Below are 25025 nucleotides of genomic sequence, written 5' to 3' on the forward strand. Positions count from 1 at the left end.
GAAGGATGCTATCTCTCCTCTATTATAAGAAAAAGGAAGGAAAGTTGAAATAAAGATAACAAAGGAATTTATGGAAAATAAATGAAGAAAGATGCGCCGTTGGTCAAAATATTGGAAAACATTGAGACCCGGCGTTATTGTTTAATTTTTTATTAGAAGGCCTCCCTCTCGTACATACTAAGGAGAGATGAGAGGAAAGGATGATTTTCCATGACCAACCAACCGAATGAGGAAAAAGAAAAAACCGAGGCGAGGCCCTCCGAAGAGGAGTTAAAGAAGAAGAATGAAACGGTTCATGCCTTGCAACAGTTAGGGCAAATTAATGTGCCCCAGTTGGAAACCAATGTCTTTTGTCTAAATATTATCGGCCAGATCGAGGGGCATTTAGTGATGCCGCCGCAGAACAAAACAACAAAATATGAACACGTGATTCCCCAGATTATCGCGGTGGAACAAAATCCCAAAATCGAAGGGATGATCGTCGTCCTTAATACGGTCGGCGGAGATGTCGAGGCAGGACTGGCCATTGCGGAGATGATCGCCACGATGAGCAAGCCGACGGTTTCAGTCGTTCTCGGGGGAGGGCACAGCATCGGGGTGCCGATCGCTGTCGCTGCCGACACTTCCTTTATCGCCGAAACGGCAACCATGACCATCCATCCCGTACGCTTGACCGGTTTGGTGATCGGTGTGCCACAAACATTTGAATATCTGGAAAAAATGCAGGATCGGGTTGTCCGGTTTGTGGCGGAACACTCCGATATCTCGGAAGAAAAATTTCGCGAATTGATGTTCCGGACGGGGGAATTGGCGCGGGACATCGGAACGAACGTGATCGGCCGGGATGCCGTCGAGTATGGATTGATCGACAAGGTCGGGGGCATCTCTGATGCACTGGCCGAATTGAACACGAGAATTGAAGCCCGAAAAAAGGGAGCGTTGCTGCAATGATTTATTATTCTGCCTTTCCGTTGGACCTCGCTTATTATGATCCGTCGCAAATAAAACTGGAAGAGATGACTGTGGATGGAATAACCATGCTGGTGAACAAGCAAAATGAAGGAGAGGCGACGCTGGTTCGCCTGATCAGTCCCGATCCGGCTCATTACCTGGATCCGCGCTACCAACCGGGCATGAAGATTACCAACCAGCCACGGGTTTAATTTGTGAAAAACACCTCAGGAACTCTTAATTCGTTAAGGGTTCTTTTTTTCTTTTTGGGTAATGTTGCCGGAGTTCTCCTTGCGATGACAGAGATGAAATGACATGGGAAAATAATTTAATTATTCTATATAATATATTATATACGATATACGTTGGCTGGACTGAAACAAGGGGAAAAGGAGGATGATGCGATCGGTTGTTTTTACGGAGTTCGAACGGAACGGCGGCGAAGGAAATGGAGCATCATTTGCACCATCAGAGACAATCGTATGTTGAATTGTATCAAAGGGAAAATTGAAATCCCGGCGCTGTCATCTTGTCATACAGGGGAGAGGCTGTGACCGTGAATAAACGCGATATAACCCAAACAGACCGAAACCGTCTGATTGAACGGCTGGGAGAAAACAAAGTGATGTTACCGGCTGATGATGCCGGTGGCGATTTGGTCGTTTTTGCCGAATCGGAGGAAGATGCAGTTGAAGTGATCCGCTGGGCCGGCGAGGCGCGAGCAGTAATCAACCCTCAAGGTCTGGGGGCGCGCGCAAGTTATGGCCATCCTGACCGGAGAGAGGCGGCGGTTACCTTGTCGCTGGCCAGATACAATCAGATTGCGGAATATTCCGCCGGAGACTTGATGGTGACAGTGCAAGCGGGTATTCCGCTGAGCAGGATCCAGTCGGTCTTGCGGGAAAAAGGGCAAATGTTGCCGCTCGATCCGGGATGGCCGGAGTTGAGTACGGCGGGCGGAATAGTCGCTGCCGCCCTGACCGGCCCCAAACGGTTGAAGTATGGAACGCCGCGTGACTGGGTGACCGGACTTAAAGTGATTCTGGCTGATGGCGAGATCATTTCGACTGGTGGAAAAGTCGTCAAGAATGTCGCCGGATATGACATGAATAAGCTGTTTGTCGGATCGCTCGGAACTCTGGGCGTGATTAGTGAATGCACATTTAAATTGCGTCCCTTGCCGCCGGAGGAAACAGTGATCATCCTGGAAAACGGGGATCTTCCTTCCCTGAAGCGGTTCAGCCGGCGCCTGCTGGATTCGTCGCTGGAACCTTCTGCGGCCGAATTGGTGAATGATTCGGTGCTGACATCGCTTCTTCCCGGTGAGCATGATTCGTTTGGCTTGATGATCGGATTTGAAGATGAGAGCAAGGCGGTTGCCAAGGAGCAGAACCAGGTGGTGAACTGGGCAAAGGAAGAAGGGATAACGATTCGGGAGATTTTGCGAAATGAATGGGCGGCTGCACTATGGCGTTCATTGGGAGAACTTCTGCCACATGCCAGGGATGCGCAAAGTGCGGAAAAAGTTGCATTGAAAATCAGCACGCTGCCTGATCAGGCGGACTCGGTGGTTGAACTGGTGCATCGTCTGGCGGAAGAAGCGGGCATAGAAGCGTTGGTTCACGGGGGACCGGGCACCGGGATCACCCTGGCTGTCCTCCGGCCAGACGAGAATCAATGGGCCTGTGCCAAAGAACTGATTGAAAAGGTGCGGCAGCGGATTGAAGAAGGGTTTGGTTATGTGGTGATGCTGCATGCCCCTTCCTTTTTGAAAGAGAAGATCCCCGTTTGGGGCAAAATGCCGTCCGGACTGTTTTTGATGCAAAAGATCAAATCCAGTTTGGACCCGGAAGGGCGTTTTAATCCGGGTCGATGGGCAGGAGGGATCAATCGTGCCTGATCCGATCAAGAAAACAAAACCGCTGACAGGATATCCGTTTGCTGATCCGCCCGATCCGGAGAAATGGTCAAAATGCATCCATTGCGGCATGTGTTTGGACGCGTGCCCCACTTATCAGGAAGAGAAACTGGAGCCCCATTCTCCGCGAGGGCGCGTTCATTTGATCAAAGCAGCGGGCGAAGGGCGGATTTCCTTAAACCAAGGCTTGTTTGATCCGGTTTTTCAGTGCCTGGATTGCCGGGCTTGCGAAACGGCCTGTCCCTCGGGGGTGGAGGTCGGTGCCTTGATCGAAGAGGCGCGCGGTCAGCTTTATCAGGCCATGCCTCCACGGGGAGTAAAGGGACGGATCAACCGGTTGTTTTTGCGGCATTTTTTTCCCAATCCCGGCCGCTTGCATGCGCTGGGCCGTCTGCTCCGGTTTTACCAGCAATCAGGTCTTCAGTCTTTAGTCAGAAAAACGGGGATTCTCCGGTTGTTACCCGAGCACATCCGGAAGATGGAGGCGGTTCTGCCGCCGGTTCCGAAGCGATTTTCCCGGCAGACCCTGGCGGAAGTGACCCCGGCGCTTGGCGAAAAGCGCGGGCGTGTGGCTTTCTTGGCCGGGTGTGTGATGGATGTTTTATACGCGGGAATCAATGAAGCAACAGTCCGGGTTTTAAGCCGCAACGGTTTGGAAGTGGCGGTGCCGCGGGGGCAGGTTTGCTGCGGGGCCCTGCAAATACATGCAGGGGATCGGGAGACCGCAAAAAAAATGGCGAAACAAAATATTGATTCGTTTTTGCGGGCGGATGTGGATACCATCATTGTCAATGCAGCTGGTTGCGGGGCAGCGATGAAAGAATACGACCAACTCCTCAGAAACGATCCCGATTACCATGAAAAGGCGCAGGAGTTTGTAAAAAAGGTGCGGGACATTTCCGCTTTTTTGTGCGAGATCGGTCTGAGACCGCCGTCCGGCAGGGTGGAAGGGGTCGTAACCTATCACGATGCCTGTCATTTGGCCCATGCACAAAAAGTGCGAAACGAGCCGCGGCAGCTGCTTAAACAAATTCCGGGGCTGACTTTGATTGAGATGCCCCAAGCCGACCGTTGCTGTGGGAGTGCGGGGATTTATAACCTGGTTTACCCTGATATGGCCGGGCGCCTTCTGGAACGTAAAATGGATGATGTTCCGCCGGACGTGGACTGGATTGCTATGGGAAATCCCGGTTGCATGCTGCAAATATCGATGGGCGTTCATCAGCGCCGCGGACGGGAACGGGTCGTGCATACGGTTGAATTGCTGGACGAGGCTTATCGCTGCGGGGAAGGGGATGAGCAGGAGACGGCCGGCAGACAGGATGGCGGTGAACATCAGGAACTGATTGCCGCCCTGCAGCGCTGTGTCGGAAAGGATGCCGTCCTTTTCCGTCAGGAAGATTTACTCGCCTATGAGTGTGATGCCTACACCCTGAAAAAGGCGTTGCCCAGAGCCGTTGTCTTTCCCGGGAGCACGGAAGAGACAGCAGAGGTCGTCCGCTTTCTGGCTCAGAGGGGAATTCCCTTTATTCCGCGCGGAGCGGGAACCGGTTTGAGCGGAGGGGCCACTCCGACGGGTGGCGAGGTCATCATCAGTCTGGCCAGGATGAACCGCCTGTTGCAAATCGATCTCCCGAACCGGCGGGCAGTGGTGCAACCAGGGTATATCAATCTGCACCTGACAGAGTCCGTTGCCGGTCACGGCTACTATTACGCCCCGGACCCCTCGAGTCAGCAGGTTTGTACCATCGGGGGAAATGTGGGTGAAAATGCCGGAGGGGCCCACTGTCTCAAATACGGCGTCACCACCAACCACGTTCTCGGTTTGACCATGGTGTTGCCCGACGGTCAAGTGGTTCAACTCGGCGGTCTTCCCGACGAACCCGGGTATGATTTAACCGGATTGGTTGTCGGATCGGAAGGGACGATGGGCATTGTGACGGAGATCACGGTACGGCTTGAAAAAAAGCCGGAAGGGGTGCGAACCGTGCTCGCCATGTTCGATGAGGTGAAACAGGCGAGCGAAGCGGTTACCGGCATCATCGCTGCGGGGATTTACCCGGCGGCTTTGGAGATGATGGACAACCTGGCGATAGAAGCCGTGGAAAAAGGGACGTTTCCGATAGGGTATCCACGCGATCTCGGGGCTGTTTTATTGGTCGAGGTGGACGGAATTGCCGAGGGTTTGGACGAACAGATTGAGCGCATTGTGGACGTGTGCCGGAAACACGGGGTGCGGGAAGTGCGCCCGGCTTCTTCCGAGGAAGAAAGAAAGAGCTGGTGGAATAACCGCAAGACTGCTTTTGGCGCCGTCGGAACCATTTCCCCGAATAATCTGGTCCAGGACGGAGTCATCCCCCGCAGCCGGCTTCCGGAAGTGCTGTCCCGGATTGAAGAGATCAGCCGCGAACATGGAGTGCGCATTGCCAATGTTTTTCACGCCGGAGACGGTAACTTGCATCCGCTCATCATGTTTGACGCGCGAATCCCCGGTGAAGAAGAGAGAGCCGTCCGGGCGGGATCGGCGATTTTGAAGGTTTGCACCGAGGTGGGTGGCAGCATCACCGGGGAGCACGGTGTCGGTCTGGAAAAGCGGGAAGAGATGCGCTATCTCTTCTCCGAGAAGGAGCTGGCTGTGCAATTGGCAATTCGCGAGGTATTTAATCCTGAAAATTTATGCAATCCCGGCAAAATATTTCCGACGCCGGCCCGCTGTGCCGAGATGAAAAGGCGGCCGGCAGGAACGGATGACAGAAGTGGAGGCCGCTCTTGATTGAAGTTCACGAAGTGTTAAAAAAAGAGAAAAGGAGTTCCGGTGGGGATGGATAAGAAATGAAAATAAAGGGAGTCGAAATAACCACAACGAATGAAGCCCTTGCATTCCCTTTCGGGATTGGCACGCGAATTTTTTGTCCCGGGATGCCATGGAATAAAAGCGGATTGAACGGCAGAAAGCGATTGATGCCGGAACATTGCCGGATTTCTGATAAAACCGCTTCCGTCGAGGCGGGGCTGGAAAATCGTTCCCGTCCCTGAAGGTGTACAGAACCGGGTCCGGCAACCGCAAAATGGTGAAACATGCCCTGAACGCGGAGCATCGGTCTTTAGGCTGTTTTGAAGCTGCCGATTCATCCGCATGGGAGAATGCGGTCGGAGGACAGGAGCGATCCGGCGGGCAAACCAATCAGGGCTTATACCGGAGGTTAATCGGGCCATTTCCTTCCCGGACTATATATCATCAGAAAAGAGGCGATCTGAATGAGCATTTCAATGGGGGCAAAGACGAGTATCATCTTGCGATTAAAACTGGAAAAAGAATTGGTTTCGTTCGGGAAAATCGCCTCAATCATCAGTGAAGCAGGCGGGGATATCATTGCCATCGACGTGATTCAGGAAGGAAAAACATTCACCATTCGCGATATTACCGTCAATATTACCGACTACGGATTGGGCGACCGGCTGGTGTCGATCGTGAAAGAAATTTCCGGTGTTCACGTCATCAACGTTTCGGACCGCACCTTTTTAATGCACTTGGGAGGAAAAATCGAAACGGTGCCCAAAATGCCGATCAAAAACCGCGATGATCTGTCCCGCGTCTATACTCCGGAAGTGGCGAGGGTCTGCAAGGCGATTCAGGAAAAATCCTCGCGGGCCCATTCACTCACGATCAAACGAAATACAGTGGCGGTTGTCTCAGACGGTTCAGCAGTGCTCGGGTTGGGAAACATCGGACCGGAAGCGGCCATGCCGGTGATGGAAGGGAAGGCGATGCTGTTTAAACAGCTGGCCGGAGTGGACGCTTTTCCAATTTGCCTGGCGACGCAGGATACGGAGGAGATCATCCGAATTGTCAAGGCGCTGGCCCCGACGTTCGGCGGGATTAATCTGGAGGACATCGCCTCTCCGAAATGCTTTGAGATTGAACAACGGCTTTCGCAGGAACTGGATATTCCCGTGTTTCATGATGATCAGCACGGAACGGCGGTCGTGGCCCTGGCCGGGCTGATTAACGCGGTCAAATTGGTCGGCAAAGATCTGGCCGATTGCAAAGTGGTCGTTTGCGGCATCGGTGCAGCCGGAATTGCCTGCACCAAGATGCTGTTGGCCGCCGGTGTGCGGGATGTGATCGGTGTCGATCGGGAAGGGGCGATTGTCGCAACCCGCAGGTATGAGAATTCTTTCTGGAATTGGTATGCAGCCCATACCAATCCCCGCAGGCTTGAAGGCTCTCTGTCCGAAGTGATAAAAGGAGCGGATATTTTTATCGGGGTTTCGGGTCCCGGTGTCTTGAAAGTGGAAGATATTCAAAGCATGGCTCCCGATCCGATTGTATTTGCCATGGCCAATCCGGTTCCGGAAATTGCGCCGGATCAAGCGGAACCTTATGTTCGGGTGATGGCGACAGGCCGGTCCGATTATCCGAACCAAATTAATAATGTGCTGTGTTTTCCCGGGATTTTTCGAGGCGCCCTCGATTGCCGCGCGTCCAAAATCACCGAAGAGATGAAATTGGCTGCCGCTCAGGCCATCGCTTCCGTCGTTTCCGATGAGGAGCTGAGTGAGCAGTATATCATTCCCAGTGTATTTAACAGCCGTGTAGTGGAAAAGGTGAGAGAAGCGGTGATCGAAGCCGCCTATCAGTCGGGAGTGGCCAGGCGCGACCGGCGCAGCACGCAAAAAGAAATGGCCAAAGGGATTGCTGCCAAGGTAAATGCCTTCAGTTTTTCGATGTGACAGAATGACAAAGCCTGAGTGGAAGAGGTTCCTTTCCCCACTGGCGATCACTCCTGCCATGTGATTGGATTTGCCGGAAATAGCCCGCTCGATCAAAAGAGTGGGCTTTTTTTGCGCTCAGATAAGCACTCGTCCCTTCTCACCGCAGGGATAACGCTTAGCGGTCATCCACGACGATATAAGTGACCTCCACCGGTCCGTGAACGCCCACCACCAGATTCATTTCAATATCTGCGCTGTTGCTCGGTCCGGAAATAAAGTTAATGCAGGAAGGAAGCAATTCCCCTTTCTCTATGCGGCGACGGATTTCACGGGTTGCATGGGTGAGCCGTGGCACGATGGTGCTTCTCGGAATGATGGCGATGTACTTGTGCGGCAACAGGCTGACGGATCTTCCTTTTCCCCGTCCGTTGAGTAACATCACGGTTGCAGATTCGGCCAGAGCCAAGTCACTGAAGGTGATGCCGATCATCGCCTGTTCAGCCAGCGAAATGCTTTCCGCTGCTTGTTCGTCACACCATTGCTGAAGCCTGATCCTATGCTCCTCCAACTTGGCATTCAATGCCGGATCGAGTCCGTACTCGTTCCAACGCACATCATCCCAGGTAATAACCGTTTTCGCCCCGGCCTTTTTGATCATCTTCCAAACTGCTTCGGGCAGGAAGTCAGCCGGTATGCGGAAAAAGGTGGTGCGATTGAGTTGTGCTTGTTTTTCCAGGCGCTCAACCCACTCTTCACACCCCTTTCTATCTTCCGGCGGAACGAGTCTGGCCTGATCCCACTCCGGTTTTTGTATCTCCTCCCGCATGCGCGGGCGCCCCAGCCTTTCGGCCAGCTTATTTAAAAAAGCGTCCCGGTTTAAAATGGTCATGAATTTTCCCCCTTTTTCCGCTGTTTTTGGAACCACTCCCGAAAAGTTTCCTGTTCCGGTGCCGGGAAGTCACGTGTTTCCAGCCAGGGTTTAAGCGGACCGAAGCCCGTTTTCAGCTTTGCTTCTTCCGTTAACGGTTTTGCCATTATGGACGCGGCTTTGGACGCAAGCCGATAAAGTTTTGGCGAAGTGGCGGCCAGGCGAAATCCTTTCATGGCCAGCCGTTCACCCGGCGGAGCTTTTTTCTCGTCCTCCGCTATTTTCCGGCGGTGCTCGATCAATAATTCATGGAGGGGAATACGGACAGGGCAAACTTCGGTGCATGCCGCGCACAAACTGGAAGCGTAAGGAAGCTCCTTATACTCGTCATAACCAGCCAGCAGCGGAGTCAAGACTGCCCCGACCGGCCCGGGGTAAATCGATCCGTATGCGTGCCCGCCGATATGGCGGTAGACGGGGCAGACATTGATGCAGGCAGCACAGCGGATACAGTGAAGGATGCTTTGAAATTCCGTGCCCAATATATTTGAACGGCCATTATCGAGAATGACCAAATGGAATTCTTCCGGCCCGTCTCCCTCGCCTTCCCGCCGGGGACCGGTCAGCCCGGTTACGTAAGTGGTCAATTTTTGGCCGACAGCGCTTCGGCACAATAATGTGACCAATACATCCAGTTCTTCCCAAGTGGGAACCAGCCGCTCCATCCCCATTACGGTGATTTGCGTCTTGGGAAGGGTTGTGCAGAGGCGGGCATTTCCTTCATTTGTCACCAAAACGACCGAACCGGATTCGGCTACCGCAAAATTGCAACCGGTAATGCCGATTTCGGCGGACAGGAACTTCTTGCGCAGATAGTTGCGGGCAAAACGCGTCATTTCTTCGGGGACGGCAGAACCCTGATACCCCAGGCGCGCAAATATTTCACGAATTTTTTCCCTGTCCTTGTGCAAAGAAGGGACGACAATATGGGAAGGAGGGTCATGATCATCGGCTTGCAAGATAAATTCGGCCAAATCCGTTTCCAATACCTCGCAGCCTGCTTCTTCCAAGGCTTTGTTTAAACTGATTTCCTCAGTCATCATCGACTTGGATTTCACAACACGGGTTGCTTGTTTGCTTTTAATGATCCGGATGATGTATTCATTCGCTTCCGCGGCAGTCCGGGCGAAAAAAACGTGCCCGCCGGCTTTGCTTACATTTTCGGAGAGTTGCTCCAAATAGTAGTCCAGATAGCGCATGGTATGAGCGCGTATCGCTTCACCCCATTTTCTCCACTCTTCCCAGTTTCCAAGCTCTTCTGTTGCCTCCCGCCGGCGTTTCTGAAATCGTTCCTGTGCGGAACTGACGGCTTTCTGCATCTGCCGGTCGTTGATTCCGCTTTCGACGCGTTTAAAAAAGGGATCTTGTCCGATTTTAATCGGCATCTTTTTCATCCCCTCTCTGCCGGAGATGGTTTAACACTTGGGCGATATGCATCACTTTGACCGGTTTTCCCAAGCGGCTCAAACGGCCGCCGATATTCATCAGGCAGCTGCAATCGGCTCCGATCAGGAGCCCGGCTCTTGTTTCCTCGATATGCTGTGCTTTTTCATCGACCATCCGGGATGAAATCGCATTCATTTTGACAGAGAAGGTGCCGCCGAACCCGCAGCAATCATGCGCATGAGGAAGTGGAATCAACTTCAGCCCTTTGACATTTTCCAGCAGGCGGTACGGAGCTTCCGTTACCCCCAAAAGACGGTTCATGTGGCAGGAAGGGTGATAAGTGGCTGTTGCGTGGAGTTCCGCCCCGAGGTCGTCAACCTGCAAGATCTCAGTCAAAAATTGGGTGAATTCATAGGTTCTGTTCGCCAGGGCCCGGGCACGTGCTTGTAAATCCGGCTGACCGCTGAATAACTGTTCATATTCATGGAACATCGCTGCGCATGAACCGGATGGTGTTACGATATATTCAGCCGGTTCGAACGTTTCGATCATATGCTCGGCCACCTCTTTGGTTTCCAGGTGGTACCCGCTGTTATAGGCAGGCTGGCCGCAGCATGTCTGCGTTTCGGGAAAATCCACCTCGCATCCAAGCCTTTCCAGTATCTCGACAACGGCTTTACCCACTTCCGGGAAAAATACATCAGTCAAACAGGTTACGAATAAGGAAACCCTCATTTTTTACGCCTTGGACCACTTGCGAAAGGCCAGTGACGGCGCCTGCCTCCTCTCTGTAACAATTAAATTTTTTTAGATTATTATATCATATCTAATTATTTCCGTATAAAAGACCCGGCCGCCTCAACTACGCTTGGAGGGGAATGATCCTTTTTGAAAGCTTGTTGCAAATCGGCTCGTGAATATGCTATCCAACCTGCCTGTGTTCCGAAGGGTCTCAACAGGCCCGATCCCCTGCTGAGATTGGCAAAACGTACCTCTTCGGTCAGGCAATAAAAATATCTCTTCTTTCACTCTATTCCCAAAATTTAGGACGGACCATTCTGCAGGCAAGCTTTTCCATGTTATAATGAAGAGTGACGGTTTTGTGAAAGGTGATACATATGGCACGAAAAAAGAAAAAAGCAAATGCGGAGAAATCGCTCAAAAATGAGATTTTGTTTGAGATTTACGGGATTGTGATTCTCGCTGCCTCTTTTATTACCATGGCCAGCTACGGGGCAATCGGGCGGAACTTGACTTACTTGGCCCGGTTTGTCTTCGGTACATGGAATTTTGTGATTCCGCTTCTGGGAGTCTGGCTGGCCGTTTATGTCATGGCCAACCGCAAATGGCCACGGAAATGGACTCCGCGCATGAGCGGGTTGACGATGATTCTCGTTTCATTTCTGACGTTAAATCACTATTGGACTTTTCAAACGATCCATACGAACAGCGGAATTGTGGACACGACATGGAATTTGCTTTTGGAGGAACGGACTTCCCGCCTTCCTCTTGATGTCGGGGGCGGAATGACCGGTGCTTTCGCTTATGCCTTATTGCACTTTTTATTTGATGATATGGGGACATTGATTGTACTGGGCGCATTGGTGCTGTGCGGAATTTTGCTCGTGGCCGATTTTTCTTATGTGAAATTCTTCGGGATCGTGAAACAATTATTCCGTGCCTGGAAAAAACGGGGCAGACAGCTGATCATCGATTGGTTGCGCCAATACTACAAACAGAAGCAACCACCGAAGCGGATCAGGAGAAAAAGATCCGGGGAAACGAAGGCGGCAGCCTCTGTCAGCCGCGATCCGATCGAACCGGTGATTTATGACTTTGAAGACGCCATCTACGGGGGAAATGAAAAAGAAAAGGCGCAGCAAGCAACGCAAATGGAGCTGGAACTGGAAAAAATGATTCCGGAAGCGCTAAAGTTGAAAACGAAACCGAAGACTGAGCAGGTGGAGAAGCAGGATGCCGAGGAAGAAGAAACGATGGAAGTGCGCTTTCATTCGAAAGATGAAATGGCGCATTATCTGATGCCGCCGACGACCTTGCTCCGGGAAACGAAAAAGCGCAGTCTGGTGGACCAAGACGACCATAGGGAGAATGCGCGCACACTGAAGGAGACGCTGGAAAGCTTCGGAGTCAAGGCCAAGGTGACCGGGATTCATCGGGGCCCGACTGTGACGCGGTATGAAATTCAGCCGGAGATCGGGGTGAAAGTGAGCAGGATTGTCAATCTCGCAGATGATATCGCTTTGGCCCTGGCCGCGAAAGATATCCGCATTGAGGCGCCCATACCGGGAAAACCGGCTGTTGGCATCGAGGTGCCGAACCAGGAGGTTTCTCTGGTCGGACTGAGGGATATTTTGGAAAGCCCTGAATATCGCGATCATCCCTCCAAATTGAGCATTGCGCTGGGGCGGGATATTTACGGCAAACCAATTGTTGACAACCTCGCGCGCATGCCGCATTTGCTGGTAGCGGGAGCGACCGGCTCGGGAAAAAGCGTCTGCATCAACGGAATCATCACCAGTTTGCTGTACAAAGCCCGGCCGGACGAAGTGAAATTGATGATGATCGATCCCAAGATGGTGGAATTGAATGTATATAACGGAATTCCCCATCTGCTGGTCCCTGTTGTCACGGATCCGCGCAAGGCGGCGATCGCCCTGAAAAAAGTGGTGACCGAGATGGAAAAACGGTATGAAATGTTTGCCAAGCACGGGGCGAGAGATATTGAGCGCTATAACCAGATGGCGGCCGAAAACAAAGAGAAGAACCTGGAGCCTCTTCCCTTCATCGTCGTCATTGTGGACGAGCTGGCCGATTTGATGATGGTGGCTCCTTCCGACGTGGAAGACGCGATTTGCCGGCTTGCCCAAATGGCCAGGGCGGCAGGGATTCATTTAATCATCGCCACGCAGCGGCCCTCTGTCGATGTAATCACAGGGGTGATCAAGGCGAATATTCCTTCGCGAATTGCCTTTGCCGTTTCTTCACAGGCCGACTCCCGCACCATCTTGGACATGGGGGGAGCGGAAAAATTGCTGGGACGGGGTGATATGCTTTATTTGCCGATCGGTGCTTCCAAACCGATCCGCGTACAAGGGGCATTTCTCTCCGATGATGAAGTGGAAGCGGTTGTCCGCTTTGTGAGCAAACAGCAGGAACCGCGTTATCAGGAAGAGTTGATTCCCACGGCCCCGGATCAGGGGATGGACGGGGTGGATGATGAACTGTTTCCGCAGGCGGTTCAGCTCGTTTTGGAAGCGAAGACGGCGTCCGTTTCGCTTTTGCAACGGAGATTGCGGGTTGGTTATACAAGGGCGGCGCGCTTGATCGACATGATGGAAAGCAATGGAATCGTCGGGCCGTATGAAGGCAGCAAGCCCAGGGAAGTATTAATAACACTGGAGCAATATCAAGAAAAGAAAAATGTAGCCAAATAGTGAACAAGCATGATATAAATTACTATGAGCAATAAAAAACAGCCGGAAAAAATGGATTCAATTTATATAAACATAGTTCTCCGAAATACATAAAATTCGGTTTCGGAATATGTTTATTTCCGGCTGCCTTCCGATTATTCTGCAATCGGAAAGAACTCATATTCTAATTTTTTTGGAGGAGGGCCACTGCATGGCAAAAAGATCCTGGCTTGCACTTTTCCTTTGTGCGGCATTGGTGTTCACAGTAGTCGGATGTTCGTCGGCGACTACCAAAAAAGGCGGTTTTGCAGCCGGGTTGGTGACGGATACCGGCGGGCTGAATGACGAGTCGTTCAACCAATCCGCCTGGGAAGGGCTGGAGAAAGCGAAAAAAGATTACGGTGTCGACATTAAAGCCCTTGAATCAAAAAGCGATGATGATTATATACCGAACTTGACGAAGTTTGCACGTGAGGGACGCAATATCACCTGGGCGATCGGTTACAAATTCGACAAGGCGATTCCTGATATTGCCAATCAGTTCCCTGATGCGAAATTTGGCATTGTCGACAGTGATCTCGGAGGAAAAATCCCGAAAAATGTGACTGCCGTTACCTTTAAGGAAGAGGAAGGCTCATTCCTGGTCGGTGTGATTGCCGGTTTAACAACGAAAACAAACAAAGTTGGATTTATCGGCGGGGTGACATCTCCGCTTATCAAAAAATTTGAAGTGGGCTATATAGCCGGGGTAAAAGCAGTAAATCCGAAAGCTACCGTTTCGGTCGCTTATGCCGAGAGTTTTGCTGACGCGGTAAAAGGACGTTCCCTGGCCCAAAGCATGTATAACAACGGAGCAGATATTATTTTCCATGCTGCGGGCGGTACAGGCAAAGGCTTGTTTGATGAAGTGAAAACCCGCGAGAAAGGGAAGTACTGGGCGATCGGTGTAGACCGTGACCAATCCAACCTCGCTCCCGACCATACCCTGACTTCGATGGTCAAACGCGTCGATGTGGCTGTTTACAATGTGACCAAGGAATTGAAAGACGGAAAACTGAAACCGGGTCAACATGTGGTGATGGGTCTGAAAGAAAACGGAATCTCCATGGCTGATAAACATGTGAGTCCCGATGTTGAGAAGAAAGTGGAAGAGTACAAACAAAAAATTATTAGCGGTCAACTCAAAGTTCCGAGTACCGAAGCAGAACTTGCCAACTTTAAACCATAATATTGGAAATCGGGTCAGCGTCTATGCTGGCCTTTTTAAATAGAAATCCCTTTGAAATATGCCCTAATACCTTGTATACTTAAATCCTCAAGCTTTTTTCGCTTTTTAATTTAATGACAAATGGAAAAATATGCCGCCGAGAAGGGGGGAATCAGGGTGAATGTAGTGGAAATGGTTGGGATTACGAAGCGTTTTCCCGGAATTATCGCCAATGATCAGATCAATCTGACGGTCAGAAAAGGCGAAATTCATGCGTTATTGGGGGAAAATGGTGCAGGAAAGTCGACGCTGATGAACATTTTGTTCGGCCTGTACCAACCGGACGAAGGAGAAATCCGCATTAACGAGAAGCCGGTCAAAATTACGGGACCCACTGTGGCCAACAAACTCGGAATCGGGATGGTTCACCAACACTTTATGTTAGTTGAGCCGTTTACCGTAACGGAAAACATCATTTTGGGTGATGAGCGAAGCAAGTTCGGCCTGTTAAATATCAAAAAAGCGGAGAAAGAGATTCAGCGCTTATCGGATCAGTACGGCCTCAAAGTGGATCCGCGGGCGAAAATTGCCGATATATCCGTCGGGATGCAACAGCGTGTGGAAATTTTGAAAACGTTGTACCGCGGAGCAGATATCCTCATTTTCGACGAGCCGACGGCAGTCTTGACGCCGCAGGAGATTGAAGAGTTGACGGAGATTATGCGACGGCTGGTCGACGAAGGCAAGACGATCATTTTTATCACCCATAAACTGAAGGAGATCATGAGCACCTGTGACCGGGTGACGGTGATTCGCCGCGGAAAAGTGATTCAAACGGTCGATGTGGCCGAAACGAATGAAAATGAATTGGCCGCCTTGATGGTCGGACGCGAGGTTTCCTTCACCGTGGAAAAAGAGAAAAAGCAACCCGGTGAACCGATTGTCAAGATCTCACAACTGGTCGCTCTGGATCATCGCGGTGTCCGTGCGGTAAATGGCCTTGATCTGGAAGTGAGAGCCGGTGAAATCGTCGGACTCGCCGGTGTTGACGGAAACGGACAGACGGAATTGATCGAGGCGATTACCGGATTGCGCGACATCGAGTCCGGTTCCATTCACATCAATGGAAAAGACATGACCCGGTTCAAACCGCGAAAGGTGATCGAAGCTGGTGTCGGCCATATTCCGGAAGACCGGCATAAACGCGGGCTTGTGCTCGATTTTACCGTCAGTGAAAACATGGTTTTGCAATCATATTATCAAGCCCCGTTTACCAAGAGGGGAATTATTCAAAATGGCGAGATTGATCAATATGCCAAGCGCTTGATCAAAGAGTTTGATGTGCGCACCCCAAATGAACACGTTCCGATTCGGGGACTGTCGGGCGGTAACCAGCAAAAGGCGATCATCGCGCGGGAAGTGGACCGCGATCCCGACTTTCTGATTGCTGCACAGCCAACCCGAGGCCTGGATGTTGGTGCGATTGAGTCGATCCATCGCCGTCTTGTCGAACAACGGGATAAAGGCAAAGCGGTTCTGCTGGTCTCCCTGGAACTGGATGAAGTCCTGAAACTGAGTGACCGCGTTGCCGTGATCTACGAAGGGAAAATCGTCGGCTGGGTTGATCCGGAAACGACGACGGAAGAAGAATTGGGTCTCCTGATGGCGGGCGGCAAAAAACAGGAGGTGAAATAGCTGTGCAGCAACTGTTCTCGCGGATGAACAAGATGTCAACATTTCTGGCTTCCCTCATTTCGATTGTGCTGGGAATGTTGATTGGGGCCATTATGATGGTCGCGGCCGGGTATAACCCGCTCGAAGCCTATAATGCCCTCTTTGTCAGTGCTTTGTTTCAGCCTTATGATCTGGGAGAGACGATCCGGACCGTCACCCCTTTGTTATTGACGGGTTTGGCCGTAGCCATTGCCTTTCGCACCGGTCTCTTTAATATCGGGGTTGAAGGGCAGTTTATCGTCGGACAGATGGCCGCTATCATCGTCGGTTTAAAATTACCGCTCCCTTCCGGTTTGCATGCCGTTGCAGCCGTGATCGCCGGCGGGCTGGCCGGAGCGATCTGGGCTTATCTTCCCGGCCTCTTAAAAGCAGTGCGCGGGGTTCATGAGGTAATTATCACGATTATGATGAACTATATCGCCCTTTATCTTTCCAATGCCGTTGTTTTTCATTGGCTGGCCCCCGGAGCTGATTCCACGGAGAAAATTCCCGATTCCGCTTCACTGAGGGTTCAGTGGTTATCCGATCTGTTTGGAGGAGCGCGCGTTCATTTGGGCATTCTGATCGCCTTGGCCGCTGCTTTCGTCATGTATGTCCTCGTTTGGCGCACCCGGCTGGGTTACGAACTGAGGGCTGTCGGTTTCAATCCGCTCGCGGCTGAATATGCCGGGATGAATGTGAAGAAAAGCGTCATTTTGTCAATGATGATCAGCGGGGCATTTGCCGGTTTGGCCGGAGCGGTCGAAGCGCTCGGTACGAATGGTTATTTGCCGATTATGAACGATTTCACCGGCATTGGCTTTGACGGGATCGCCGTCGCTTTGCTGGGAGCCAATACACCTGTCGGAGTGATTTTGGCCTCCATCCTTTTCGGGGTTCTGGAATATGGCGGCGGAAACATGCAGTTTGAAGCAGGAGTGCCGTTTGAGGTCATTCGCGTTGTATTTGCGGCGATCATTTTGTTTGTGGCCGCCAACATTGTGGAAAAGATCTTTCATTCCCGGCGCAAAAAAGGGGTGAAAACCAATGCTTGAAACCCTGACAAACATTTTATCGATGACCGTGCTTTACTCAACACCACTGATTTTGGCCGGACTTGGCGGATTGTACTCGGAGCGTTCCGGGGTGGTGAACATCGGGCTGGAAGGCCTGATGACGATCGGCGCTTTTACCGGAGCGGTAACGACGATCTTCTTCGGCAACGCCTGGATCGGACTCTTGTGCGCGATTGTTGCCGGCATTTTGTTAGCTTTGCCGCATGCGATTGCTTCGATTACGTTTAAAGCGGATCAGGTGGTCAGTGGGGTTGCGATTAACTTTTTGGCGCTTGGACTGGCTGTCTATCTAACCAAGCATATGTATAACGGCTCTTCGCAAACGCCGGTTGTCCCGGATAAGCTGAGTGTGATTTCGATTCCCCTCCTGAATAAGATCCCGGTATTGGGTCCTTCGATTTTTCAGGCGCTTCCGACGACCTATATCGCGATCGCCTTGGTCATTATCACTTATTTTCTCTTTTACCAGACGTCATTTGGCATGCGGTTAAGAGCGGTCGGGGAACATCCGCACGCGGCGGAAACGGCCGGAATCAACGTGATTGTGATGCGCTATATCGCTGTCATGATCAGCGGTGCGCTGGCAGCAATCGGCGGTGCGGGCCTTTCGATTGCCATTGGCAGCCAGTTTACGCAGGTGACGGTGGCCGGACAAGGATTTATCGCCCTGGCTGCACTGATTTTTGGCAAATGGCGTCCTTTCGGCGTTTTGTGGGCCGGTCTGTTCTTCGGATTGGCTGTGGCTTTGGCACTTACCGGTCAGCTGTATCATTTGACGAATTACGTGCCGAGTGAAGTGCTGAGCATGCTTCCGTATATCCTGACCATCTTGGCCTTGGCCGGATTTGTCGGCAAGGCAGAACCGCCCGCGGCAAACGGAAAGCCATATGAAAAAGGGGCCCGATAAACGGTCGTGAAGAGACCTCAGCAACCAGCTGGGGTCTTTTTTGCGTAATTCAATCTTTCTTATAAAATTTTGTTTATTTTACACAATTGATACTATTATCTCGATTTACATATCTATATTGAAATTTTAACAATGATTTCTTTTATTCTCTTGGATTCAAGAAGTGCTACGATCATTTGGATTGTGATAAATACAGGCTTACTCTCTCTTTTTCTAATTTTTTCCTTTGATTTATCTTTTGGTTTATACTAAAATATTCCTACGGCAATTTTATAAAAATGGTGTAAAAGCCAGAAAATTCGGCGCCGTCTCTGCTCTGGTAATCATTTTTTTCGTGGTTATTTTCTTTAAATTTAAATCATATTGTCATCGGGGAAAACATCACGGATATTTTTTTATACAATTGTTTTACTTTATAAAGCATTTACTTAGTAAAACTTTTTTTCGGATAACGGAAATTCGTATCTTTCCAATGGATGTTCCGACGACATGCTCTAAGGAGGTCTGTCATGGAAGCTGCAGTAAAAATAGAAAAAAGTAACGTGCCTGTACCAGAGCCGAAAAAGAAACACCCGCGCGGCCTTTATCTGCTCTTTTTCACAGAGATGTGGGAGCGGTTCAGTTACTATGGCATGAGGGGGATTCTCGCCCTTTATCTGGCCGCCTCTTACCTGAGCGGAGGCCTGGGTTATGATCAGGGGACGGCTTCTCTGATTTTCGGTTTTTATACCGGTGCTTGTTACTTTACACCGTTGGCCGGTGGTTATCTGACCGACCGCTTTCTCGGACGGCGGTGGGCGATTACTCTCGGCGGGGTCACCATGGCGCTGGGAAACTTCATTTTATTTGCCGAACACAGTCGGTGGGGATTGTATTTGGGGCTTGCCCTTTTGGTGTTCGGTAACGGATTTTTCAAGCCGAACGTGTCAACTTTGGTCGGCGAGCTCTATGAAAAAGATGATAAACGGAGAGATGCTGCGTTTACGATCTTTTATATGGGGATCAACCTCGGTGCCTTTCTGGCTCCGCTGGTCGTCGGGCTGGTCGGCGACTACTTCAGCACGAATGTGAATGGAGTCATTCAACACGGCTATCGTTATGGGTTCCTGGCTTCTTCCATCGGGATGATTATCGGGCAAGTGCTGTTTAATGCGCTGTCCAACCGTTTCCTCGGTGAGATTGGAAAAAAACCGGTTGGCAAAATGGCGCCGTCCAAGCAGATGCCGGCGGTGGATAAAAAAACGCCGCTGACGAAACAGGAAAAACGGCGAACCCTAGCGATTATTATTTTAACTTGCTTCGTTGTTTTCTTCTGGGCCGGATTTGAGCAAGCGGGTACATCGTTAACTTTCTATACCCAGACTTTTGTGAACCGGAATGTTTTCGGCTGGGAAGTTCCGACGGAAATGTTCCAGTCGATTAATCCCGCTTTTATCATCATCCTTGCCCCTCTGATTGCCAAGCTGTGGTCTGCCTTGTCCAAGCGGGAAAAAGGTGACTGGCCAACCCCGGTCAAAATGGGATTGGGAATGATCCTGCTCGGAATCGGATATATGGTGTTGTTGACAGCAGTGATGCAAACCGGCGGTGATGCGCATCATGTCACCGTGAAAGCCAATATTCTCTTTATCATTTTCACTTACTTCTTCCACACGGTCGGGGAATTGTTCCTGTCGCCGATCGGCTTGTCGATGGTGAGTGAAATTGCACCGATCAAATACGCATCCCTGTTGATGGGAGTATGGCTGGCCAGCACCGGTATTGCGGACATTCTTGCCGGACAGTTGGCTGCCTTCACCGAGACGATGGGTTACTTCCAGATATTCGGTGCGATCGGTGCCCTCTCGATTATCTTCGGGATTATCCTTTTGGCGCTTTCGAAAAAAATTGCCAAACTGATGGCCTGACGAAAACATTTTTGGCCTCTATCCAAAAAAAACGGGTAGAGGTTTTTTTCTGCTTTTCGGTCATACTATAAGTGGTTATCGTTTCCAACCGCGGCTAATTAGACTATAATGTTTATACATCGGCCCATTTAAAAAGGAGAGGTGTCAACGTGTCGACAATCCAATTTGAAACCGTTTCAATCGGCGACGTGCGCGTTCACGTCTGCTCGAGCGAAAAATTTAAGACGACGGCGTTGCTGGCGTTTATCGCTCAGGAATTAAAGCCGGAATATGTGACGAAAACAGCACTTTTGCCGAGTGTGCTTCAGCGGGGAACAGCTTCTTACCCCACGACGATCGAATTGAGGAGAAAACTGGATTCTTTTTACGGTGCGACACTGTTTGGTGATGTGTTCAAACGGGGGGAGCGCCATCTCATCCAGATCGGGATGGAAATTGCCAACGAACGGTATCTCAGCGAGAAAAAATCCCTGTTGGATGAAGGAATTAATCTTTTTAGTGAAGCCTTGTTTTCACCGCACTTGGAACAGGGAGGCTTTAAAGCTTCCTATGTGGAGGCGGAAAAGAAAAATTTGAAACAGAAAATTGAAAGCCTTCAAGATGACAAGATCCGATATGCCTCCCAGCGCATGGTGGAAGAGATGTGCAAAGGTGAGCCATACGCGCTGTTCAACCATGGCCGGATCGAGGATTTGCCGCAGATTGACGCGCAGAATCTCTATACATATTACCAGGAAGTGATTCAAACCTGCCCAATCGATATTTATTGCGTCGGCAATGTCTCTGCGGACGATGTGGTAAAACGTTTGGAGAGAAATATTGGCGATTCACTTCGGCAGAGGCGGAAAACGCTTGCTGTGCCTTCAGCGGTTCACTCCGCAGCGCGCAAGGAAAAAACAGTCATTGACCGCCTCAATGTGAAGCAGGGAAAACTCAATCTGGGATGCCGAACCAACGTGACCATCCAGGATGATGATTATCCCGCTTTGATGATGTACAACGGCATTTTCGGCGGGTTTCCCCACTCGAAATTGTTTTTGAACGTGCGCGAAAAAGCAAGTCTCGCTTATTACTGTTCATCCAGGCTGGAAAGCCACAAAGGGTTGCTCATCATCCAGTCGGGGATCGAAATTTCCAACTTTGAAAAAGCGGTGGATATCATCAAGAAACAGTTGGCGGCCATGCAGCAGGGAGATATCAGTGACAAGGAATTGGATCAGACCAAGGCGACGCTTTCCAATCAGCTGAAAGAACAGCAGGATCGTTCGTTTGAACTGATTCATTTCCATTTTAATCAGTCGGTATTGAGCGGAAGGGAAAGAACGCTGGAAGCGTTGCTTCATGATCTTGAGCAGGTGCGCAAAGAGGATATTACGCGGGTTGCCGAAAAAATTCAGCTTGAAACCATTTACTTCTTGCGCGACCAGGAGGGAAACGCGAATGCAAAAAATTGAGCACCGGCAGATTGAAGAAACCTTGTATTACGAAAAACTGCCCAACGGGCTGCAGGTATATCTGTTGCCAAAGCCCGGCTTTAACAAGACCTATGCGACCTTTACCACCCGATACGGCTCGATTGACAACACCTTTCAGGTTCAGGGGCAAGAAAAGATGTCTGTCCCGGACGGAATCGCTCACTTCTTGGAACACAAGATGTTTGAGCAGCCTTCAGGGGAAGATGTGTTTCAGGAGTTTTCCCGCCAGGGAGCTTCAGCCAATGCGTTTACGAGTTTTACTCGTACGGCATACCTGTTTTCCTGCACGGACCAGGTGCAAAAGAACTTGACGACCCTGCTCGATTTTGTGCAAAGTCCCTACTTTACGGATCAAAATGTGGAAAAGGAAAAAGGGATTATCGGCCAGGAAATCCGAATGTATGACGACAATCCCGACTGGCGCTCCTATTTTGGCTTGATTGAAGCGATGTATCAACAACATCCGGTTAAAATTGATATCGCCGGCACCATCGAGTCGATTTCCAAAATTACAAAAGAGTTGCTTTACACCTGTTACCAAACATTTTATCATCCGAGCAATATGCTTCTGTTCCTGGTTGGGCCGGTCGACCCTGAGGCGACGATAGAACTGATCCGCGAAAATCAGTCGGCCAAAACGTTTGATGAGATCAAGGAGATTCACCGCTTTTTCCCGGATGAACCTGATCAGGTGGCGGAAAAAGTGAAGGAAATGGAACTGAGTGTAGGGATATCCAAATGTTTGTTTGGCTTTAAGGAAGGGAAAGATGCTGTCAACCTGACGGGGGAAGCCCTGATGAAACAGGAGCTGGCCACCCAGATCGTCCTGGAGGCGCTCATCGGCTCCTCTTCCGAGCTTTACCAGTCCCTGTATGATGACGGCTTGATCGATGACAGCTTTGGCTGTGATTATTCGCTGGATCGCGGTTACGGATTTTCCATGATCGGCGGGGATACTTTTGATCCGGATCAGCTGTTGCAAAGAATTCGCGATGAACTGCCGAAACGGGTGGAACAGGGGATATCTCCCGAAACCTTTGAACGGATTCGCAAAAAAAAGATCGGGGCCAATTTGCGTTTCCTCAACTCGCCGGAGTGGATTGCCAATCAGTTTACCAACTATCGCTTTAACGATGCGGATTTGTTCAAAATCATACCCGTGCTGGAAAGTCTCAGCGTAGACGATATAAACCGGCGCATGCAACAGCATATTGATTGGAATCGTTTTGCTGTTTCGATTGTGCGCCCTCATTCATGATGGCTGAAAAGATGCAATTGATCGTACATGCGGGGATGAGAGCCCCGACATAAACATTGACTGAAAAATGCGTCCGATTGGGCGCATTTTTGTTGGAGGGAGATCGAGTGAAACCATTGCATGGTGAAATCGCCTGGATCACAGGGGGGAGCGGCGGAATCGGAAAAGCGGCGGCAGTCGAATTGGCCGCAGCCGGAGCAGATGTGATAATTGGGTATCATTCAGCGGAAACGGTCGCCAGGCAGACAGAGCAGATTTGTCGCCGGTTCGGAGTGCGGGCGCTGGCTGTGCCGGTCGATGTGAGAAACAGGGAGTCCGTATCTGCGGCTTACCGGGAAATCACCCATCATTTTGGCAATCCGACGATTTTAATCCATGCTGCGGGAAACAGCGTGGCGGGGTTGATTCAAGACATGACGGAAAAGGATTACGACCAGGTGATGGATACACATGTACGCGGCGCATTTTCCTTGGTTCAAGCCGTTCTCCCGGCCATGATTCAACAGCAAAAAGGGCGGATTGTGCTGGTTTCTTCCATTTGGGGGCAAACAGGTGGGGCGTGTGAAGTGCTTTATTCGGCGGCAAAAGGGGCACAGATCAGCATGGCCAAAGCGCTGGCGAAAGAGTTGGCCCCTTCCGGAATTACAGTAAATGCAATCGCCCCGGGAGCAATACAGACCGCGATGTTGGAGAGGCAGCTGACCAGGGAAGAACGAAGCAGCCTTGCGGAAGAGATACCGGCTGGGAGGCTGGGGCTGCCGGAAGAGGTGGCCTCCTTGATCCGTTATGTTTGTTTGCCGGAGGCGGCCTACGTCACAGGTCAAGTTCTGGCGGTCAACGGTGGCTGGTATACCTGAAATGAACTTCCAATACATAAAATAAGGGAAATAAACTCATATTACCTCCTAGGAACGTTGAACAGCATCTAAGGAGGAAATGCAAAATGTCTGTGTTGGATAATTTTCAGGAGTGGAAAAACTTTCTTGCCGAGCGCGTGGACCAAGCGAAAGGAATGGGCATGGATGCCAACACCATCTCTGACCTGGCCTATCAGCTCGGTGATTACCTGGCCAAGGATATTGATCCGCAAAATGACCAGGAACGCTTGTTAAAAGACCTCTGGAGCGTCGCGGACGAAAATGAACAGCGCGTGATGGCAGGTTTGATGGTGAAATTAGTTGACGATGGAAAAAAATAACGGTATGTAGTTCGCGAATTAAAACACCCGATATTTTTGGGTGTTTTAATTTGTTCTTAAATTGTTTTATTTGATTTGCATCTTTCTCCCGACTTTGCTGATGTGCTATACTAAAAAACATAATAAACCCCTATATATCGGGTAAAGGGTGTGGTTATGTGAAAAACCACGAGTGGTATCTGGAGTATGAAATTCACAAAAATCGTCCGGGTTTACTTGGTGATATCGCCTCATTACTGGGGATGCTTTCCATTAATATATTGACAATTAATGGTGTTGAAAATAACCGTCGCGGAATGCTGCTGAAGACGGAAGATCATCAAAAAATTGATGCACTGGCTCAAATATTGAAACGCGTTGACAATATCACCATCACTGCTCTGAGACCACCGAAATTAATGGACCGGATGGCGGTACGACATGGACGTTACCTCGATCGCTGTCTGGAAGACAAGCGTACATACCGCTTTACAAGAGAAGAATTGGGGTTATTGGTCGATTTTATGGCTGAATTATTCAAAAAAGAAGGACATCAGTTGATCGGTGTCCGGGGAATGCCTCGCGTCGGAAAAACGGAATCGGTCGTGGCCGCCAGTGTTTGTGCGAATAAACGCTGGACGTTTGTTTCATCCACGTTGTTAAAACAGACGATTCGCAGCCAATTGGCACAGGATGAGTTATCGGAGCAGCATGTTTACATTATCGACGGGATTGTTTCCACGTTGCGGGCGACTGAGCGGCACGACATGCTGGTGCGGGAAATCCTGCGCATGCCGGCGACCAAAGTGATCGAACATCCTGATGTGTTTGTGAAAGAGACAGAATATACAATGGATGATTTCGATTATATTATCGAGCTCAGGAATTTTCCTGATGAGGAAATCACATACGATATGCTGGAAACCGGCTTTAACGAGTTTTGAGTTTTTTGCAGTTTTTTAGTTTTTTGCT

20 protein-coding genes and 1 pseudogene are annotated in these 25025 nt (G+C 50.4%); 18 read left to right on the forward strand and 3 right to left on the reverse strand.

Features of this window, described 5'->3' with window-relative positions:
* The first annotated feature begins 210 nt into the window (after window positions 1–210).
* The 7 genes and pseudogenes from I8U18_RS09205 to I8U18_RS09230 all read left to right on the forward strand — a co-directional run bounded on the left by I8U18_RS09205 (window position 211) and on the right by I8U18_RS09230 (window position 7603).
* Window positions 211–951 carry a ClpP family protease gene (locus I8U18_RS09205; protein WP_033099646.1) on the forward strand — a complete coding sequence of 247 codons (741 nt, stop codon included), beginning with the start codon at window positions 211–213 and terminating at the stop codon, window positions 949–951.
* Complete coding sequence (locus tag I8U18_RS09210) at window positions 948–1163, forward strand: YlzJ-like family protein (RefSeq protein ID WP_033099647.1); 216 nt, start codon at window positions 948–950, stop codon at window positions 1161–1163. The genes I8U18_RS09205 and I8U18_RS09210 overlap by 4 nt, the downstream gene beginning before the upstream one ends.
* 338 nt (window positions 1164–1501) lie before the next feature.
* Entirely contained in the window at window positions 1502–2851 is a 1350-nt protein-coding gene (locus tag I8U18_RS09215) for an FAD-binding oxidoreductase (protein WP_052153948.1), read from the forward strand.
* Window positions 2841–4169 (forward strand): annotated as a pseudogene (locus tag I8U18_RS17750) ((Fe-S)-binding protein); the annotation flags it as partial. The gene I8U18_RS09215 and the pseudogene I8U18_RS17750, both read left to right, overlap by 11 nt.
* A 42-nt stretch (window positions 4170–4211) precedes the next feature.
* Window positions 4212–5642, forward strand: a complete 1431-nt coding sequence (locus I8U18_RS09220; RefSeq protein ID WP_033099723.1) for an FAD-binding oxidoreductase — start codon at window positions 4212–4214, stop codon at window positions 5640–5642.
* 59 nt (window positions 5643–5701) lie between these two features.
* The gene (locus tag I8U18_RS09225) at window positions 5702–5905 is read left to right on the forward strand and encodes a hypothetical protein (RefSeq protein ID WP_198055751.1); all 204 of its coding nucleotides are present in this window, start codon (window positions 5702–5704) and stop codon (window positions 5903–5905) included.
* Between the two features lie 222 nt (window positions 5906–6127).
* The gene (locus I8U18_RS09230; RefSeq protein ID WP_198055752.1) at window positions 6128–7603 is read left to right on the forward strand and encodes an NAD-dependent malic enzyme; all 1476 of its coding nucleotides are present in this window, start codon (window positions 6128–6130) and stop codon (window positions 7601–7603) included.
* 157 nt (window positions 7604–7760) lie between these two features.
* On the opposite strand, the gene I8U18_RS09235 is transcribed toward I8U18_RS09230, so the two are convergent.
* From I8U18_RS09235 to I8U18_RS09245, 3 genes are read right to left on the reverse strand one after another with little or no spacing between them, the layout of a single operon-like run.
* On the reverse strand, window positions 7761–8474 hold the full coding sequence (locus I8U18_RS09235; protein WP_033099650.1) for a LutC/YkgG family protein: 714 nt from the start codon (window positions 8472–8474) through the stop codon (window positions 7761–7763).
* Window positions 8471–9898, reverse strand: a complete 1428-nt coding sequence (locus tag I8U18_RS09240; protein WP_198055753.1) for a LutB/LldF family L-lactate oxidation iron-sulfur protein — start codon at window positions 9896–9898, stop codon at window positions 8471–8473. Before I8U18_RS09240 ends, I8U18_RS09235 begins: the two co-directional genes overlap by 4 nt.
* Window positions 9888–10634: a (Fe-S)-binding protein gene (locus tag I8U18_RS09245; protein ID WP_033099652.1), complete on the reverse strand. Its 747-nt coding sequence runs from the start codon at window positions 10632–10634 to the stop codon at window positions 9888–9890. The genes I8U18_RS09240 and I8U18_RS09245 overlap by 11 nt, the downstream gene beginning before the upstream one ends.
* 383 nt (window positions 10635–11017) lie before the next feature.
* Here I8U18_RS09245 and I8U18_RS09250 point away from each other — a divergent pair, with 383 nt between their 5' ends.
* The 11 genes from I8U18_RS09250 (at window position 11018) to I8U18_RS09300 (ending at window position 24997) form a co-directional block, all read left to right on the forward strand.
* Window positions 11018–13354 (forward strand): FtsK/SpoIIIE family DNA translocase, encoded by a 2337-nt coding sequence (locus tag I8U18_RS09250; protein ID WP_033099653.1) that lies wholly within the window; start codon window positions 11018–11020, stop codon window positions 13352–13354.
* Between the two features lie 190 nt (window positions 13355–13544).
* Window positions 13545–14561: a BMP family lipoprotein gene (locus I8U18_RS09255; protein ID WP_033099654.1), complete on the forward strand. Its 1017-nt coding sequence runs from the start codon at window positions 13545–13547 to the stop codon at window positions 14559–14561.
* Window positions 14562–14732: 171 nt separating this feature from the next.
* On the forward strand, window positions 14733–16235 hold the full coding sequence (locus tag I8U18_RS09260) for an ABC transporter ATP-binding protein (RefSeq protein ID WP_033099725.1): 1503 nt from the start codon (window positions 14733–14735) through the stop codon (window positions 16233–16235).
* Between the two features lie 23 nt (window positions 16236–16258).
* Complete coding sequence (locus I8U18_RS09265) at window positions 16259–17308, forward strand: ABC transporter permease (RefSeq protein ID WP_198055816.1); 1050 nt, start codon at window positions 16259–16261, stop codon at window positions 17306–17308.
* Complete coding sequence (locus I8U18_RS09270; RefSeq protein ID WP_033099655.1) at window positions 17301–18236, forward strand: ABC transporter permease; 936 nt, start codon at window positions 17301–17303, stop codon at window positions 18234–18236. The genes I8U18_RS09265 and I8U18_RS09270 overlap by 8 nt, the downstream gene beginning before the upstream one ends.
* 509 nt (window positions 18237–18745) lie before the next feature.
* Window positions 18746–20143 carry a peptide MFS transporter gene (locus I8U18_RS09275; RefSeq protein WP_033099656.1) on the forward strand — a complete coding sequence of 466 codons (1398 nt, stop codon included), beginning with the start codon at window positions 18746–18748 and terminating at the stop codon, window positions 20141–20143.
* A 149-nt stretch (window positions 20144–20292) separates the two neighbouring features.
* Entirely contained in the window at window positions 20293–21597 is a 1305-nt protein-coding gene (gene yfmF / locus I8U18_RS18200) for an EF-P 5-aminopentanol modification-associated protein YfmF (RefSeq protein WP_033099657.1), read from the forward strand.
* Entirely contained in the window at window positions 21584–22876 is a 1293-nt protein-coding gene (yfmH, locus tag I8U18_RS09285) for an EF-P 5-aminopentanol modification-associated protein YfmH (protein WP_198055755.1), read from the forward strand. The genes yfmF and yfmH overlap by 14 nt, the downstream gene beginning before the upstream one ends.
* A gap of 107 nt (window positions 22877–22983) precedes the next feature.
* Window positions 22984–23733 (forward strand): elongation factor P 5-aminopentanone reductase, encoded by a 750-nt coding sequence (gene ymfI / locus I8U18_RS09290; RefSeq protein WP_033099659.1) that lies wholly within the window; start codon window positions 22984–22986, stop codon window positions 23731–23733.
* A gap of 86 nt (window positions 23734–23819) precedes the next feature.
* Entirely contained in the window at window positions 23820–24074 is a 255-nt protein-coding gene (locus tag I8U18_RS09295; RefSeq protein ID WP_198055756.1) for a DUF3243 domain-containing protein, read from the forward strand.
* Window positions 24075–24232: 158 nt separating this feature from the next.
* Window positions 24233–24997 carry a DUF3388 domain-containing protein gene (locus I8U18_RS09300; RefSeq protein WP_198055757.1) on the forward strand — a complete coding sequence of 255 codons (765 nt, stop codon included), beginning with the start codon at window positions 24233–24235 and terminating at the stop codon, window positions 24995–24997.
* Window positions 24998–25025 lie beyond the last annotated feature (28 nt).

This window comes from Thermoactinomyces sp. CICC 10522 (assembly GCF_016055075.1).
Classification (GTDB): domain Bacteria; phylum Bacillota; class Bacilli; order Thermoactinomycetales; family Thermoactinomycetaceae; genus Thermoactinomyces_A; species Thermoactinomyces_A daqus.

Bases quoted from the DNA above. Each gene is read 5' to 3' on its own strand.
- I8U18_RS09205 (WP_033099646.1), top strand. From the start codon at position 211: ATGACCAACCAACCGAATGAGGAAAAAGAAAAAACCGAGGCGAGGCCC.
- I8U18_RS09210 (WP_033099647.1), top strand. From the start codon at position 948: ATGATTTATTATTCTGCCTTTCCGTTGGACCTCGCTTATTATGATCCG.
- I8U18_RS09225 (WP_198055751.1), top strand. From the start codon at position 5,702: ATGAAAATAAAGGGAGTCGAAATAACCACAACGAATGAAGCCCTTGCA.
- I8U18_RS09230 (WP_198055752.1), top strand. From the start codon at position 6,128: ATGAGCATTTCAATGGGGGCAAAGACGAGTATCATCTTGCGATTAAAA.
- I8U18_RS09235 (WP_033099650.1), bottom strand. From the start codon at position 8,474: ATGACCATTTTAAACCGGGACGCTTTTTTAAATAAGCTGGCCGAAAGG.
- I8U18_RS09240 (WP_198055753.1), bottom strand. From the start codon at position 9,898: ATGCCGATTAAAATCGGACAAGATCCCTTTTTTAAACGCGTCGAAAGC.
- I8U18_RS09245 (WP_033099652.1), bottom strand. From the start codon at position 10,634: ATGAGGGTTTCCTTATTCGTAACCTGTTTGACTGATGTATTTTTCCCG.
- I8U18_RS09250 (WP_033099653.1), top strand. From the start codon at position 11,018: ATGGCACGAAAAAAGAAAAAAGCAAATGCGGAGAAATCGCTCAAAAAT.
- I8U18_RS09255 (WP_033099654.1), top strand. From the start codon at position 13,545: ATGGCAAAAAGATCCTGGCTTGCACTTTTCCTTTGTGCGGCATTGGTG.
- I8U18_RS09260 (WP_033099725.1), top strand. From the start codon at position 14,733: ATGGTTGGGATTACGAAGCGTTTTCCCGGAATTATCGCCAATGATCAG.
- I8U18_RS09265 (WP_198055816.1), top strand. From the start codon at position 16,259: ATGAACAAGATGTCAACATTTCTGGCTTCCCTCATTTCGATTGTGCTG.
- I8U18_RS09270 (WP_033099655.1), top strand. From the start codon at position 17,301: ATGCTTGAAACCCTGACAAACATTTTATCGATGACCGTGCTTTACTCA.
- I8U18_RS09275 (WP_033099656.1), top strand. From the start codon at position 18,746: ATGGAAGCTGCAGTAAAAATAGAAAAAAGTAACGTGCCTGTACCAGAG.
- yfmH (WP_198055755.1), top strand. From the start codon at position 21,584: ATGCAAAAAATTGAGCACCGGCAGATTGAAGAAACCTTGTATTACGAA.
- I8U18_RS09295 (WP_198055756.1), top strand. From the start codon at position 23,820: ATGTCTGTGTTGGATAATTTTCAGGAGTGGAAAAACTTTCTTGCCGAG.